15 protein-coding genes are annotated in these 14,813 nt (G+C 41.8%); 5 read left to right on the forward strand and 10 right to left on the reverse strand.

Features of this window, described 5'->3' with window-relative positions:
* Positions 1-82: 82 nt before the first annotated feature.
* The 7 genes from DXD92_RS11880 to DXD92_RS11910 all read right to left on the reverse strand — a co-directional run bounded on the left by DXD92_RS11880 (position 83) and on the right by DXD92_RS11910 (position 6,591).
* Positions 83-1,240 (reverse strand): FprA family A-type flavoprotein, encoded by a 1,158-nt coding sequence (locus DXD92_RS11880; protein WP_118640593.1) that lies wholly within the window; start codon positions 1,238-1,240, stop codon positions 83-85.
* 344 nt (positions 1,241-1,584) lie between these two features.
* Positions 1,585-2,382: a hypothetical protein gene (locus tag DXD92_RS11885; RefSeq protein ID WP_243104891.1), complete on the reverse strand. Its 798-nt coding sequence runs from the start codon at positions 2,380-2,382 to the stop codon at positions 1,585-1,587.
* Positions 2,383-2,551: 169 nt separating this feature from the next.
* Complete coding sequence (locus DXD92_RS11890) at positions 2,552-4,129, reverse strand: recombinase family protein (protein ID WP_071599205.1); 1,578 nt, start codon at positions 4,127-4,129, stop codon at positions 2,552-2,554.
* Between the two features lie 145 nt (positions 4,130-4,274).
* The gene (locus tag DXD92_RS11895; RefSeq protein ID WP_002334813.1) at positions 4,275-4,469 is read right to left on the reverse strand and encodes a hypothetical protein; all 195 of its coding nucleotides are present in this window, start codon (positions 4,467-4,469) and stop codon (positions 4,275-4,277) included.
* Between the two features lie 72 nt (positions 4,470-4,541).
* Complete coding sequence (gene mobV / locus DXD92_RS11900) at positions 4,542-5,486, reverse strand: MobV family relaxase (protein WP_002584983.1); 945 nt, start codon at positions 5,484-5,486, stop codon at positions 4,542-4,544.
* Between the two features lie 184 nt (positions 5,487-5,670).
* Positions 5,671-6,066 (reverse strand): replication initiator protein A, encoded by a 396-nt coding sequence (locus DXD92_RS11905; RefSeq protein WP_002584984.1) that lies wholly within the window; start codon positions 6,064-6,066, stop codon positions 5,671-5,673.
* A 111-nt stretch (positions 6,067-6,177) separates the two neighbouring features.
* Positions 6,178-6,591, reverse strand: a complete 414-nt coding sequence (locus DXD92_RS11910; protein ID WP_002584985.1) for a cysteine-rich VLP domain-containing protein — start codon at positions 6,589-6,591, stop codon at positions 6,178-6,180.
* 311 nt (positions 6,592-6,902) lie between these two features.
* Between DXD92_RS11910 and DXD92_RS19685 the strand changes: the two genes are divergently transcribed.
* From DXD92_RS19685 to DXD92_RS11935, 5 genes are all read left to right on the forward strand, one after another.
* Positions 6,903-7,625 carry a GNAT family N-acetyltransferase gene (locus tag DXD92_RS19685; RefSeq protein ID WP_022616448.1) on the forward strand — a complete coding sequence of 241 codons (723 nt, stop codon included), beginning with the start codon at positions 6,903-6,905 and terminating at the stop codon, positions 7,623-7,625.
* Entirely contained in the window at positions 7,626-9,065 is a 1,440-nt protein-coding gene (locus DXD92_RS11920; protein ID WP_001028144.1) for a bifunctional aminoglycoside N-acetyltransferase AAC(6')-Ie/aminoglycoside O-phosphotransferase APH(2'')-Ia, read from the forward strand.
* A gap of 216 nt (positions 9,066-9,281) precedes the next feature.
* Entirely contained in the window at positions 9,282-10,082 is an 801-nt protein-coding gene (locus DXD92_RS11925) for a helix-turn-helix domain-containing protein (protein WP_024739815.1), read from the forward strand.
* A 120-nt stretch (positions 10,083-10,202) separates the two neighbouring features.
* A complete protein-coding gene (locus DXD92_RS11930; protein ID WP_022616447.1) occupies positions 10,203-10,736 on the forward strand; it encodes a GNAT family N-acetyltransferase in 534 nt (177 codons plus the stop codon).
* Between the two features lie 165 nt (positions 10,737-10,901).
* Complete coding sequence (locus DXD92_RS11935) at positions 10,902-11,768, forward strand: aminoglycoside 6-adenylyltransferase AadE (protein ID WP_001255868.1); 867 nt, start codon at positions 10,902-10,904, stop codon at positions 11,766-11,768.
* A gap of 584 nt (positions 11,769-12,352) precedes the next feature.
* Here the strand turns inward: DXD92_RS11935 and DXD92_RS11950 are convergent.
* The 3 genes from DXD92_RS11950 to DXD92_RS11960 form a co-directional block, all read right to left on the reverse strand.
* On the reverse strand, positions 12,353-12,490 hold the full coding sequence (locus DXD92_RS11950) for a helix-turn-helix domain-containing protein (RefSeq protein ID WP_243104893.1): 138 nt from the start codon (positions 12,488-12,490) through the stop codon (positions 12,353-12,355).
* Positions 12,491-12,862: 372 nt separating this feature from the next.
* Positions 12,863-14,134 carry a hypothetical protein gene (locus DXD92_RS11955; protein ID WP_118640589.1) on the reverse strand — a complete coding sequence of 424 codons (1,272 nt, stop codon included), beginning with the start codon at positions 14,132-14,134 and terminating at the stop codon, positions 12,863-12,865.
* Complete coding sequence (locus DXD92_RS11960) at positions 14,100-14,771, reverse strand: ABC transporter ATP-binding protein (RefSeq protein WP_279220659.1); 672 nt, start codon at positions 14,769-14,771, stop codon at positions 14,100-14,102. Before DXD92_RS11960 ends, DXD92_RS11955 begins: the two co-directional genes overlap by 35 nt.
* Between the last annotated feature and the right edge of the window lie 42 nt (positions 14,772-14,813).

Below are 14,813 nucleotides of genomic sequence, written 5' to 3' on the forward strand. Positions count from 1 at the left end.
GAACGAAAGACTCCGCTGTCTTTGCCTTTCGCAAAGTCCAGCGGAGCATTTTTCCCATATTCTTTCTTCTCTTCTTAATTTCTTATTTGCAGAGTTCTTCGGCCAGTGCCTCGATCTCTTTTACGTTCTCTTCCTTCACAGCGGACATTACTTTTACATTATTCTCTGTCCAGGTGATATTTTTGCTCTTCTCAAACATGCCCTTCATCACTTTTGCTGCGGTCGGTGCCCAGCTTCCGTTTTCGATCAGACCGATGGTGCGGTTCTGGAAGCTGCGCTCTGTCAGACGGTTGATGAAATCCTGCATGAACGGGTAAATGCCTGCATTGTAGGTCAGGGTTGCGAGAACCAGCTTACTGTAACGGAAAGCATCCGCTACGGCAGCAGACATATCGTCTCTTGCCAGATCGTAAACAACGACCTTCGGGCAGCCTTTTTCTTTCAGCTTATCTGCAAGCAATTCGGCAGCTTTTTTTGTATTGCCGTAAACAGAAGTATAGGCAACCACAACACCTTCTTCTTCCGGGCGGTAGGAAGACCAGATATCGTATTTTTCAATGTAGTGGCCAAGATTTTCCGTCAGAACCGGACCGTGCAGGGAACAGATTTTCCGGATATCCAGCGTACCTGCTACTTTCAGGAGCTTCTGTACCTGCAAACCGTATTTTCCGACAATACCGATAAAATAACGGCGTGCTTCGTCATCCCATGGTTCCTCGCGGTCGAGTGCACCGAATTTTCCAAAACCGTCTGCTGCGAACAGAACCTTGTCCGTGCTGTCGTATGTAACCATAACCTCCGGCCAGTGTACCATCGGAGCGAACACGAAGGTCAGAACGTGTTTTCCGAGCGTAAGGGACTCACCGTCCTTTACTTCCAGTTTCCTTCCGGCGAGATCCATCTTTGGGAAAAAGTTTTTCATCATGGCAAAGGTTTTTGTGTTTGCAACAACGGTTGCTTCCGGATATGCTTTTACGAAGTTTTCAATATTCGCAGAGTGATCCGGCTCCATATGCTGTACGATCAGGTAATCCGGTTTTCTGCCATCCAGTGCTTTCGCAACATTTGCCAGCCATTCATCCGCAAAGTTTGCATCTACGGTATCCATAACTGCCGTTTTTTCATCGAGAATTACGTAAGAATTATATGCCATGCCGTTCGGCACTTTGTACTGACCTTCAAACAGGTCTACCTGATGATCGTTGACTCCCGCGTAGATAATATCCTCTGTAATTTTCATAAAAATCCATATCCTTTCCATCTTGTTTTTTCCTGCCCGGAACCTGCTCCGAACCGTATATTTTTATATTATCCTATGATGGAGGAAAAAGCAAGTAAAAATAGTAAAGATTACTATTTTTACTTGCTTTTCTCCGTTCACACACACGATATCCCTTTTCCACAGCTTGCAAATCATCACAATACTTCTATTTTACAGGCATGTTCTTTTGTTTCTTTATCATAACTGATTCCAACCGCCAGTCGCAAAAGCAAGTGCAGAAAGATTCCGAGCGTACATGCTGATACTATGAGTATAGTCTTTTTCTGTGGGAGGCGCAAGAATGGAATCCCGTTTCTCACTTCTTATTTATTTTCCGGGAAAACAATCTCTTTCTCTGGTACGCCTTCTGATTTGATGACGTAGCCGTCAACATCATCAAAATGAATCTTGTACTGATATTCGCTTTCACGTCCCTCTTTTGCGTCATCGGCATCAGCGTAATAGGTAAGGCGAATTTCGAAAGTATTTTTGTTTCCTTCGCGCCAGGACTCATCGCCGATCAGCCAGTCGTTTTCGAGGTTTTTGTTTCTTTTCAGCAGCACCTCGGCGTACTGCTGTGCGCCGCTCCAGATTCCTGTGTTTTTGTACCGGTTCTGCATGGTGTTCTGATACTGCCACAGTGTTACAAACATGATCGTCGCCATAATTGCCGTGAAAAGAACGGTTTTGTATTTCTTTTCTTTTTTCTGTCTCTGCCGGCGGATACATCGAATGGTTCCGATCATCATCATTACCAGAACAAACAGATACCACAGGGTCCAGAAGATCTGCTCTTTTCGTTCCAGACCGCCGGGAATGAATTCTGCCAGCTGATCGCCCCAGACGAAATTTACCAGGGATGCCAGAATGCCCATAGACAGAATGGATGCTGCCCCATAGACTTTCCGGCTTTCTTCATCATCGAGGTTCTGGAAGAAATACCACAGCGATACAAACGCTGCTGCCACCAGACCGCCTAGAATCAGGCCGCCGCCCACGTTTACGATCTTTGCCGCCCACGCTGCCGCTGCCACACCGATCACCAGAAATCCCGCGATCACGTTTGCGTTCCGGTCCTGTTTTTTCTGCTGCCTTGAAATGTCACCTGCGTTCTGCAGCATTTCGGCCACCTCCTTCTGAGTATACTGAATTTCCGGCACCGCCTTCTCCTGCCGTTCGGAGCGCATCAGTTCCAGCACAGAAATCCCAAGTGCCTGAGCCAGCGGCTCAATCGTCTGGATATCGGGAAAGCCAAGTCCGGTATCACATAGTTAAAGATATTGGTATCATTCAATCAATTTTGCCGATAAAGCGGTAGAAGATTTCTACCTCCTGTTCCCGGCTTCCGTCCTCACCTTTGACCGCTTCATGGACAACGATTTTTTCAATCAGCATATTCAAAAGTTCGGCGGTCAGTTCTGTTGGATTGACGCACTCTTTCATCAAGGCAATCCATTTTTCTGCGTCTACGGCGTTCTGGCTTTCAGTGGCGATAGCGGATTGAAGCTGTTCAATCTTTTCGTCCAGTTCAGCCTGTTCGCTTTGGTACTTCCCGGACAGCATAGAGAAGTTGTATTCCGTGATACGCCCCGCCGCCCAGTCCTCATACATCCGGGCAAACAAAGTATCGACTTCGGCTTTTCGCTTCTCTGCCTTTTTCAGTTCTGCGGCCTGCTTCTTTCTTGCGGCAGCCTGTCCCTTATCAGTGGCATTTAACAGCTGCTTCAAGAGCCGTTCTTCATCATGCTGTACCAGCCCCGACCAGTATTGCAGACGGGAGAGGACATAGGCATAAAGCACATCATAACGGATATAGTGCATGGAGCATTGGCGTGTGCCCTGCCCGTACTTGCTACAATGATAATGGCCGTAAGGCTTGCTGTTCTGCCTGTTCTCCCCATAGGACAGCGACCAGCCGCAATCCGCACATTTTACCAATCCGGAAAAAATCTGCGTTGTACCATCCTTGCACTTCCTGCGGCGGTTTGCTATCTGCTCCTGTACCTGCCGGAAAACCTGCTCGCTGATAATCGGCTCCTGCGTGTTCTCCACCCGCACCCATTCACTTTGGGGCTTGCGTACCCTCCGCTTGTTCTTAAAGGAAATGTTCGTTTCCCGGTAATGAATGGTATGGCCGATATAGGTTTCGTCTTTCATAATGCTCTTGACCTGGGCTATCGTCCATGCGTAGCTTTTTTCCTCCGGCGCACCCGCATAGATGTTTGCAAAAGTCCCGTCACGCTGGAAGTTGATAAATCCCGGTGTGGGAACCTTTTCCGCAATCAGTATTCTTGTGATACTGGCCGCCCCTCTGCCATGAATAGCAAGGTCAAAAATCTTCTCCACTATCCAGCGGGTTTCCTCGTCGATTATCAGCTTGTTTTTGATTTCCGGGTGTTTCCTGTACCCGATGGGAGCATAGGCGCCGATACGCTGTCCTGTGGCAAACTTTGCTTTGAAAGCGGCCTTTACCTTGCGGCTTGTATCTTTCGCAAACCATTCATTGAACAGGTTTTTGAACGGGACAAAATCGGAAAGCCCTTTCTCTGTGTCCTCATTCTCCGCAACGGCGATGTAGCGAACCCGTTTCTCCGGGAACAGAAATTCCAGATAGTAGTCCATCATCACATGTTCCCGCCCGAAACGGGACAGGTCTTTCGTGACAATGCAGTTTACTTTTCCGGCTTCCATATCGTCCATCATGCGCTGAAAATCCGGCCGTTCAAAGTTCGTCCCCGACCAGCCATCGTCCACATACTCACCGACTACATGAAGCCCCTGTTCCTTTGCGTACTGTTGCAGGATTGTCCGCTGTGTTTCAATGCTTACGCTGTCACCATAGTTTTCATCGTCCCGGCTCAATCTCATATAAAGCGCCGTGTTGTAAATCGTAGTATTGTAAGGTTGTTTCACCGTTAAAAATCCTCCTTCTAAAGAAACAACCCACGCTTACAATACTTTTGCTCTATGGCAATTATATCATAAGCGTGGGCGTGTTATCAATGATGGGCTATCAGGTTGAAGCGGCTTTTTCTGCGGTATGCCGCACCACATCTACAATCAGATCACCGAGGGGCTTCCCGCCTGCGGCGAAGTGTTCGGAGATTTTTATACGGTTGTTCCCACATACAAAATACTGCGTGCCGTTCTCTGCTTGTATGACCTGCCCTGTCCGGGGTGTGAAAATATCGCTTTCGCTTTTTGCCATCCAGTGTCCTCCATATTCAGTTTTCAAGGTACAATGCCGCACAAAGGCGGCGAAAATTTCTGCTTATATCTATCACCTTTCCTTTACCGTGTGCCGCTGCTGCCGTTTCAGTTCCGCCAGTATATCCGGCGGGATACGGTCAACCAGCCGCTGTAAATTGTCCAGTTCGCTTTTCAGCTTTGCCCGTTCCATCGTATCTTTCATCTTTCCTTTTTCGCTGGCCTTTGCCCTTGCTTCCAGCTTCTCATTCTCCGCCAACAGGTCATTGATTGTGACCTTGTACTTTTTCAGTTGCCCGGAGAAGTTCTCCATCTGCGGGAACCACTTTTTCAGCATGGAGAGGGCTTCCTCTTTTTTCTTTCCGGCGTTCAGCGGGTTAATGCCGTCAAGGGCGGCTTCAATGGCTCTTGCCTGCCGGGAGAGGGAAACCGCCTGTTTGAAAATCCGGGTGGGGATATGCTTCCGGCCTGTCTTGCTGGCACTTTCCCCACGCTCCAAGTCGGGATATTTCTCCACCATATAGGCGTGAAAATCGTCCTGCCACTTCGTCAGGTTTGCCCGGTTGCCGATAATCTCCTTAGCGCACAGGCGGTTGTCCTTTGTCAGCGGAACAAAGGTCAAATGCAGGTGGGGCGTTTTCTCGTCCATGTGTACCACCGCCGACACGATATTTTCCCGTCCTACCCGGCCAATGAGGAAATCTGCCGCCCTTTGGAAGAACGCCTGTATCTCTTTTGGGGATTTCCCCTTGAAGAACTCCGGGCTGGCGGTTATCAGCGTATCGACAAACCGTGTGCTGTCTTTCCTCGTCCGGCATCCAGCCTGCTCGATACGGCTCTGAATGAAGTGGTAATAGCGTCCCTCCGGCTTGACGATATGGAAGTTGTATTTACTCCGGCTTGTGTCAATGTCGGGGTTGCTGGCGTATTGTTCTTTCTGTCTTTCGTGATGGGCTTCCAGCGGCCTTGCCGGGTTGCCCTTGTGCTTCTCAAACCGCAAAATTGCGTGTTGTGCCATTCTGCTCCTTTCCCCATTCCTTTCCTATCCGGGGTTTTCCACAGGGAAAATCCCGCCGGAATTATCTCTGATACGATAGGAATGGAATGGATATAAATAAATCATTTTAATCTTTGTATTTCTATATACCGTCCGGTTTTCGTACTTCAAGAGGGGCGGTTTCCGTACTTCATGGGTACGGTTTTCAGTCCTCCGGCGTACCAGAACGGGATTTCTTGAAGTCAGTGTTTGGAACCGCTTCATAGGATTTTGGGAAAATGCGGTTGGGTTTTCCACAGCCCTGCTTCTGGATTTCCACCAGTCCGGCGTATTGCAGTTCCCGCAGGGTGTTCACCGCTTTCTGCCGCCCACAGTGGAGCAGGTCAACCACCTCGCAGATGGGGTAATACAGGAAAATCCGTCCGCAGTCATCCGCCCACCCATTCTTGCGGGACAACTCTGTCCGGCGCAGGATAAAGGCGTACAGAACCTTTGCCTCGTTGGACAGGGGCTTGAATGTGGGGGCTTCAAAGAGGAAATTCGGGAGCCGGGTGAAGCTGAACGCCTTTTCCGGCTGATGGATATAGATGGTATTTGTCATAGTGCGTTTTGTGGACGGTTAGAAGCCCGTTTTCCGGGGCGGGCGATACTTTATACCACCTGCCCCGGTTTGGGGCTTGCAAAGCCTGATAAATCAAGGCTTTTTTCGCTCCTAACTGTCCACAGCAGACCTCCTTTTCCGTTCACTTTCTGTTTTCTGCCGCCTGTGAACTCTGGCGGCACAGCCGGGGCAGTATTTTGCCCGGTTGGATTTGGGGACGAACACACCGCCGCAGACCACACAGCGTTTCAAGTCCTTATCCCGGAAAATCTCCGCTTCCAGCGTCCCGTCCAGCGGCAAGACCGCCCAGCGGAACCACTTACAGCAGACCGAGAAAGAAACCGTCTGCGGGCAGGTGCAGGTGTCCCCATCGTCAAGGACAATGCAGTTGCCGTCCTCACAGCAACAGCACTCCCGGCGTATCAGGCTGGCCGCCTGTTTCCTCTGTGCCGGTGTCATGCGGTAAAGGGAACCGTCCGGCCTGCGTTCCAGCGGCGGCAAGTCTTTATAGGGGTTATTTCTCATGCGTTCCCTCCATTTTGCTTTCCGTTGCCGTTTTCCCCGAAAGGATTTCCAGCTTTGGCACGCTCCCCGCAGCTTCGGGACATTTTGTCCCGAAGTCCGGTTCCTTGCGGTGCTTCCCCAGCCGGGGTATTCCTTTTCGGACGGTCATTCTGTTTTCAAGGTGCTGTCCATCGATGAACTATCCTAAGTCTACACCTAAATAACCGCCCGTCCCGTATATCCAAGAGGTAGGAAATCCGCCCGGAAAACTCCCTATTTCCACGCTCTCGGAATTGTGGTATAATGGAAGAAAATATGAGGGAGGAGAATTTTTGAACATAATTAGACTGTCAAAGGAGCACATTGAGGAATGTGCAGATTTATTTATTGATGTGTTCACAAAAGCCCCCTGGAATGATACATACAATTCCAAAGGGCAGGTGATAAGTTATTTTCAAAACTACATAAACAATAACTACTTTGTAGGGTATGGCTTAAAAGACCAAAACTGTATGATTGCTATCAGCGTGGGAATGAAGAAACCATGGATTAACGGAATGGAATATTATATCGACCAGTTTTGTGTAAAGACTGACTTGCAAGGGAAAGGGATTGGAAGTTATTTTTTGAAATTGATTGAAAATGAGATACAGACAGAAAAAATGGAAGAAGTTTTAATTGATGATAATATGGTTTTTGATATTGATAATTTAAAAGGATTTCTTAATGATACCAGTTCATTTGGGTTTATAGCTAAAGAAAATAATAAAATTATAGGATTTGCATATTGCTATACACTTTTAAGACCTGATGGAAAAACAATGTTTTATTTACACTCAATAGGAATGTTACCTAACTATCAAGACAAAGGTTATGGTTCAAAATTATTATCTTTTATTAAGGAATATTCTAAAGAGATTGGTTGTTCTGAAATGTTTTTAATAACTGATAAAGGTAATCCTAGAGCTTGCCATGTATATGAAAAATTAGGTGGTAAAAATGATTATAAAGATGAAATAGTATATGTATATGATTATGAAAAAGGTGATAAATAAATGAATATAGTTGAAAATGAAATATGTATAAGAACTTTAATAGATGATGATTTTCCTTTGATGTTAAAATGGTTAACTGATGAAAGAGTATTAGAATTTTATGGTGGTAGAGATAAAAAATATACATTAGAATCATTAAAAAAACATTATACAGAGCCTTGGGAAGATGAAGTTTTTAGAGTAATTATTGAATATAACAATGTTCCTATTGGATATGGACAAATATATAAAATGTATGATGAGTTATATACTGATTATCATTATCCAAAAACTGATGAGATAGTCTATGGTATGGATCAATTTATAGGAGAGCCAAATTATTGGAGTAAAGGAATTGGTACAAGATATATTAAATTGATTTTTGAATTTTTGAAAAAAGAAAGAAATGCTAATGCAGTTATTTTAGACCCTCATAAAAATAATCCAAGAGCAATAAGGGCATACCAAAAATCTGGTTTTAGAATTATTGAAGATTTGCCAGAACATGAATTACACGAGGGCAAAAAAGAAGATTGTTATTTAATGGAATATAGATATGATGATAATGCCACAAATGTTAAGGCAATGAAATATTTAATTGAGCATTACTTTGATAATTTCAAAGTAGATAGTATTGAAATAATCGGTAGTGGTTATGATAGTGTGGCATATTTAGTTAATAATGAATACATTTTTAAAACAAAATTTAGTACTAATAAGAAAAAAGGTTATGCAAAAGAAAAAGCAATATATAATTTTTTAAATACAAATTTAGAAACTAATGTAAAAATTCCTAATATTGAATATTCGTATATTAGTGATGAATTATCTATACTAGGTTATAAAGAAATTAAAGGAACTTTTTTAACACCAGAAATTTATTCTACTATGTCAGAAGAAGAACAAAATTTGTTAAAACGAGATATTGCCAGTTTTTTAAGACAAATGCACGGTTTAGATTATACAGATATTAGTGAATGTACTATTGATAATAAACAAAATGTATTAGAAGAGTATATATTGTTGCGTGAAACTATTTATAATGATTTAACTGATATAGAAAAAGATTATATAGAAAGTTTTATGGAAAGACTAAATGCAACAACAGTTTTTGAGGGTAAAAAGTGTTTATGCCATAATGATTTTAGTTGTAATCATCTATTGTTAGATGGCAATAATAGATTAACTGGAATAATTGATTTTGGAGATTCTGGAATTATAGATGAATATTGTGATTTTATATACTTACTTGAAGATAGTGAAGAAGAAATAGGAACAAATTTTGGAGAAGATATATTAAGAATGTATGGAAATATAGATATTGAGAAAGCAAAAGAATATCAAGATATAGTTGAAGAATATTATCCTATTGAAACTATTGTTTATGGAATTAAAAATATTAAACAGGAATTTATCGAAAATGGTAGAAAAGAAATTTATAAAAGGACTTATAAAGATTGATTATATAATATATGAAAAGCTATTATAAAAGACATTAGTATTAAATAGTTTAAAAAAATGAAAAATAATAAAGGAAAAATGAACGCAATCATTTTGAATACTGAACGAGGTTTTCCGGCCGAAAAATTTTATAAGAAAAACGGCTTCCAATCAGTTGATGAACTTATTACTCTCACAAAATAAATATCGGCCGCTTAAGCGGATGAGGAGGAGAGCATGGAACTATCCATACAAGAACGATTGAAAGACCTGCGTGTAGAGCGTGGGCTGACGCTGGAACAGCTTGCGGAGCAGACCCACCTCTCCAAGTCTGCTTTAGGCAGTTATGAGGGGGACAATCTCAAGGACATCAGCCATTATGCCCTTATTGAGTTGGCAAAGTTTTACGAAGTGACCGTTGATTATCTGCTGGGCCGTTCTCAAACAAGAAATCACCCAAACGCCGATCTTGCAGACCTGCATTTGAGTGATGACATGATTGAACTATTAAAAAGCGGGCTGGTGGACAATTCTCTTTTGTGTGAACTGGCGACCCACCCGGATTTTCCCCGGCTCATGGCCGACCTTGAAATCTATGTGAACGGCGTGGCAGGAAAACAGGTGCAGAGCGCAAACGCCATTGTGGACGCTGTGAGTGCAACAATTATGAAACAACACAATCCCGGCTTGACTGACCCGCAGCTGCGACAGCTTATCGCCGCCCATATTGACGACGACAGCTTTTGCCGCTATGTGATACAGCAGGACATAAACAAGATAGCCCTCGACCTGCGGGAAGCCCATAAGGACGATTTTTTCAGTGTCCCAGAGGACAACCCACTGGAAGATTTCTTGCAGACCGCAGAGGAAACCACCAGAGAGGACAGCGACCCGGAGCAGGCGGCTATGATGTTTATCTGCAAGCGGCTCAAACTGAATTACAAGAAGCTGTTCGAGGAAGAAAAGAAATGGCTAAAAAGAATTGCACAAAAGTCTGACTTGCTGAAAAATCCAAAGCCCCAGCGGGGAAGAAAGTAGGAGAACGGAAAATCGAGATTTGGAGTGGTGAACTATGAAACTATTTGATTGGGGTGGGAGAGAATAAAGACATACTTCTTTGATGAACCAGACTATAAAATTTAAGGAGAGCAAGGAAGTATGAACACAATAAAATTAAGACCAATCATTACCGTTGAAGAAAAAAACACATTTGTAAGTGAAATACAAGAGGCTTTTCAAATTTCTTATGTGTCAGAGTTTGGAGAATTTGAAAAGCAAGTTCTTCCCACGGAAGATATAGAAGAATCTTTTAACGCAAAAGGCGCTGAAGCATATATCGCAGAAATTGGCGGAGAAAGAATCGGCGGAGCAGTCATTGTAATAGATGATAAGACCGGCTACAACTCACTTCATCTTTTATATGTGAAATCAAGCGCACAAAATGCTGGAAATGGATTTAAGATATGGAAAGCGATTGAAGAACTACATCCTGAAACAAGAATTTGGGAGACGCATACCCCATATTACGATAAGCGGAACATTCATTTTTATGTAAATCGTTGTGGTTTCAAGATTGTAGAATTTTTTAATCCTAAGCACAAAGACCCACACCAAATAAGTGAAAGCGCAGGCAACATACCAAAAGAGAACAATTATTTCTTTAGATTTGAAAAAGAAATGAAATCCAGATAGTAATTTATCGGAGGATAGCAAAGCCAGCCGAGCCAGTCAACGGTCAAGATGAACGGCGCATACGCGCCGCCGTTGACAGCCCCGCCCGCCTTTGCTGATGAGCAATCAAGGCGGGAAAGCCCTAAAATGGCTTCACACCTATTTCAATAATTGGAGGAGATAAAAATGAGATCAGAAAAGGAAGTTTATGATATTGTTTTGAATTTTGCAAAAACAGACAAACGCATTCGCATGGTTACTTTGGAAGGATCTAGAACAAATACAAATATTCCGCCTGATGATTTTCAGGATTTTGATATTACTTTTTTTGTTACGGATATGGACAGCTTCACAAGTGATGATAAATGGCTAGATATATTTGGTGAAAGGTTGATTCTGCAAAAGCCGGAAGATATGGAATTATTTCCAGCTGTAGAAAAGGGATTTTCATATTTAATGCTGTTTACTGATGATGTTAAGATAGATTTAACTTTGCTGCCGCTGGAACTGATAGACGAGTATTTTACATGGGATAAACTGGTAAAGTTACTGTTGGATAAAGACAACCGTATCGTAAAGCCGCCAATACCAACGGATATAGACTACCACTTGCAGAAGCCTACTCAAAGAATGTTTGACGATTGCTGTAATGAATTTTGGAATACTACAACATATGTAGTAAAGGGCTTATGCCGCAAAGAAATTCTTTTTGCTATTGACCATATGAATGATATAGTACGAAAAGAATTGCTTCGCATGATTTCCTGGCTGATTGGTATCAAACAGGGATTTCATTTCAGTTTGGGAAAAAACTATAAATTTATGAAGCAATATGTCCCAGAGGAATTGTGGGAACGACTTATGTCCACTTATAATATGGATTCCTATCCCCATATGTGGGAATCCTTTGAACAATGTATGGCATTGTTCCGGGAGGTTTCGTCAGAAGTGGCATGCCAGTTGGATTACCAGTATCCACTATATGATGAAAAAATCAGTAATTATGTGATTCGGCAAAAGAAAAAATATGGCATTGAAGATGATAACAAATAAAATTTTTTCAATCGAAAAAATTTATTTTGATTATTCAATTTTGAAAAACTGAATACCTCAAAATCAGAAAGAGCGCGGACAAGCACTTTGAGGGATTGGCCGCCTTGTCCACCCATTCAGTGGGACGGCGGGTGGCGGTCAAGGCCGGGTGTAAACCCGTTCATTTCAGCCTTGACGGTTACCCGCTGTCCTGTTACTTTTCCGGGAGTGTAGCCACAACTTCGGGACACTTTGTCCACAAGTCGGAGCGTAGGACGAGGGACGGGGGCTTTCATATACGCCCTGTCTGCTGATGAAAACAGACCTGCGCTTGCGGCTCCACGCCACACAAGCACAGTCCTGTTTTCCTGCCGCCCCTCCCCGGCGGCAACGGCATTTTCACGGCAACGCCGACAGAGCGTATAACACACTACACTTTGCTTCGCAAAGTCGTGTGCCAAATGGGGGCGTTGCCCCCTTTGGAAACCCCCACAAGAAAAGGCGGTACGCTACCCCTCTACGGGGCGCATACCGCCTTTTCTTGTTATCCAGCCCTCCGGCTGTATCGGTTGAGCAAAAGTCAGCGTGGGAATGGTGTGGTATCTTTATCTAAGTGAATCCCCCCGCTCCCACCGGCTGACGGCTTTATCCGTCACATGAATCTTTTCCGCAAGCTCTGCCTGCGTCATCTTTTTCTCTTTTCGCATTCCGGCAATAAACCGCCCGAACTCTTTCGCTTCCACGTCGTGTCCCTTCCTCCTGCTGTTCCCGCACCGTCTCATGTTGCCCAGCGGAGCGTTTTTACAGTCTCAGAATAGGCGAAAATAGGCTGTTTTGTCAATCTACGAATCCTTTACCTGCATTTTTACGCCAAAAAATCCCCGATTCAGCACAAAAGTGCCAAATCGGGGATCTTGTATTTTCCTGTATTTACAGCCCGATCATATTTGCAAACAATACGTTTGTGAGGTTCTTAAAATTTCATTATTTTCTGTGATTTCCGTGTCCATATTTTCTTGTGTTGTGGATTTTCCAGGCTATATTTCTATTCTCTGCATTTTTTAGTATCAAAATGGTATCACAGCGACTTCATTTCTCACTATAATATCTCTTATCTATTTGGTAAGTATCAATGCTCCTAAGAAAACAGCAATACTTAAAATAAAATCCTTTTTCACCAGAAAATTTTTATATTTCACTTCTAGCCAGAGATTCAGGACTGTCGCACATATAAGTATTGCACACCCTAACAGTATTTGCGCTATATTGCTGTTTACAACAAAAGCCATTATAATTCCTTCGCCACAAACAATTGTAATTGGTATCACCATAAACTGTTTCACAATTCGATTTTCCGATATAGGAATAAATAGACCATCTGTGGCTTTTTCAAGAATACTATCCAACTGTTGAACCATACTCCGTAAAGTCAATCGAAAAACGGCAAATATACTGCCTAACAACAACATATAACGTATTTCTTCTTGCTGTAAAAATGGCAGCGTCCAATAAAAAGGCATTTTATAAATTCCTAGACATATCGTAAACAAAATCATTCCCATTATTATCCAATTTCTGCCTAATCTATAAATAGATATTTGAGCTTTCCATATCAATGGAAAGTAGTATAAAAAATTGGATACTTTATTTTTTCTCTGTAAATATCTCACCATTTTTTCTTTTGCATATTGATCTAACAATACAGTATTATTAAAATTTTGAGCAATACGTACTTTTTCCAAAAATTGCATCTCATCTTCATACTTTAAAGCATTTATTTCCAAAACACCAAAATCATAAACTAGCATATACATCCATATTCCTATATCTATAATAATACACATAAAAAAATATTTAAGCGATATTACCAAGATTATACTAAATAACAGCCATATTCCAATATCTCTTCTTTGATTTGCATGATATATTTTCCATCTCATTAAATTAGTTGTATTTAATAACAAAAATATTATGAGTAATATAAATAGAAAATTTCTATTCAAATGGATTCCATTAATACAAGCTGAAAGAATGATTGAAAATATAATGTCCTTTAAGGTTAACCCTATATATTTTATTGATATCATTTGTCTTATCCTTTTCTCTTGAATGAAAAACAATGATGCCGGTTTTATTATAATTGCCGGTTTAACATTAATAAAACAAACGCCAAACGAGTATAATATCAAAAATCCAAATACCAGATAACATATTCGAAGATTACATGCATTTATTTTCCAAATTATTGGAAAAAAATTAATCACAATTTGATATCCAACAACAGCTGCCGCAACTACCAAAGACAATATAGGTATCAGCATATTTTCTATTAATCTTTTAGTTTCTCTAATCTTATTCACACATAACAGTTTTCTGTACTCCTGCATAATGCTCTCCCTCACCAATTAAGGACATATATATTTGTTCCAACGAAGTTTCCTTATTCATCTGCTGCTTTTGTAATATTTCTGTCTTTGTTCCTTGTTCGACTATTCTTCCATCATATAAAAAAATATATCTGTCACAAAAATCTTCAGCCAAACTTAGTAAATGTGTAGATATGAGTATCGTTTTATCTTGTTTCTTCAAATTTTTTAAAGTATTTTTGAATTTATATGTTTGTGCTGGATCCAACCCATTAAACGGTTCATCTGCCAGCAGCACATCGTATTGCCGCAACAATGCAAGTGCAATCATAAGTTTCTGCAACGTTCCTTTTGAAAGTGCTGATGGAATTTTGTTAAGGTGCTGATTAAGATTAAATTCTCGAATTAATGAATCAACTGTCACTGAGTTCTCAGGGTACAGTGCTTTAATAAACTGAAGATGCTCCCAAACAGTCAACTCTTCATAGTACACTGGAATATCTGGAATGAACGTCACAGGATTATTCTCTCTTTTAATAGAAAATATATCATTATCACCAATAATAATTTTACCATTATTGGGTTTCATTTTTTTTATCATGAGTTTTAGCATTGTTGATTTTCCTGCGCCATTAGGACCAATTAAACGTAAGCGCAAAATATTGCTACATTACTCATGAATTACGCTTGCACCAAAATG

Origin of the sequence: Blautia sp. TM10-2, from assembly GCF_003480845.1 — a bacterium.
Taxonomy (GTDB): domain Bacteria; phylum Bacillota; class Clostridia; order Lachnospirales; family Lachnospiraceae; genus Fusicatenibacter; species Fusicatenibacter saccharivorans.

What these genes read in the sequence shown, in the direction of transcription:
- DXD92_RS11880 (WP_118640593.1), bottom strand. Translation starts at nt 1,240, where the DNA reads ATGAAAATTACAGAGGATATTATCTACGCGGGAGTCAACGATCATCAG.
- DXD92_RS11885 (WP_243104891.1), bottom strand. Translation starts at nt 2,382, where the DNA reads ATGCTGCAGAACGCAGGTGACATTTCAAGGCAGCAGAAAAAACAGGAC.
- DXD92_RS11890 (WP_071599205.1), bottom strand. Translation starts at nt 4,129, where the DNA reads ATGAGATTGAGCCGGGACGATGAAAACTATGGTGACAGCGTAAGCATT.
- DXD92_RS11895 (WP_002334813.1), bottom strand. Translation starts at nt 4,469, where the DNA reads ATGGCAAAAAGCGAAAGCGATATTTTCACACCCCGGACAGGGCAGGTC.
- mobV (WP_002584983.1), bottom strand. Translation starts at nt 5,486, where the DNA reads ATGGCACAACACGCAATTTTGCGGTTTGAGAAGCACAAGGGCAACCCG.
- DXD92_RS11905 (WP_002584984.1), bottom strand. Translation starts at nt 6,066, where the DNA reads ATGACAAATACCATCTATATCCATCAGCCGGAAAAGGCGTTCAGCTTC.
- DXD92_RS11910 (WP_002584985.1), bottom strand. Translation starts at nt 6,591, where the DNA reads ATGAGAAATAACCCCTATAAAGACTTGCCGCCGCTGGAACGCAGGCCG.
- DXD92_RS11920 (WP_001028144.1), top strand. Translation starts at nt 7,626, where the DNA reads ATGAATATAGTTGAAAATGAAATATGTATAAGAACTTTAATAGATGAT.
- DXD92_RS11925 (WP_024739815.1), top strand. Translation starts at nt 9,282, where the DNA reads ATGGAACTATCCATACAAGAACGATTGAAAGACCTGCGTGTAGAGCGT.
- DXD92_RS11930 (WP_022616447.1), top strand. Translation starts at nt 10,203, where the DNA reads ATGAACACAATAAAATTAAGACCAATCATTACCGTTGAAGAAAAAAAC.
- DXD92_RS11935 (WP_001255868.1), top strand. Translation starts at nt 10,902, where the DNA reads ATGAGATCAGAAAAGGAAGTTTATGATATTGTTTTGAATTTTGCAAAA.
- DXD92_RS11955 (WP_118640589.1), bottom strand. Translation starts at nt 14,134, where the DNA reads ATGCAGGAGTACAGAAAACTGTTATGTGTGAATAAGATTAGAGAAACT.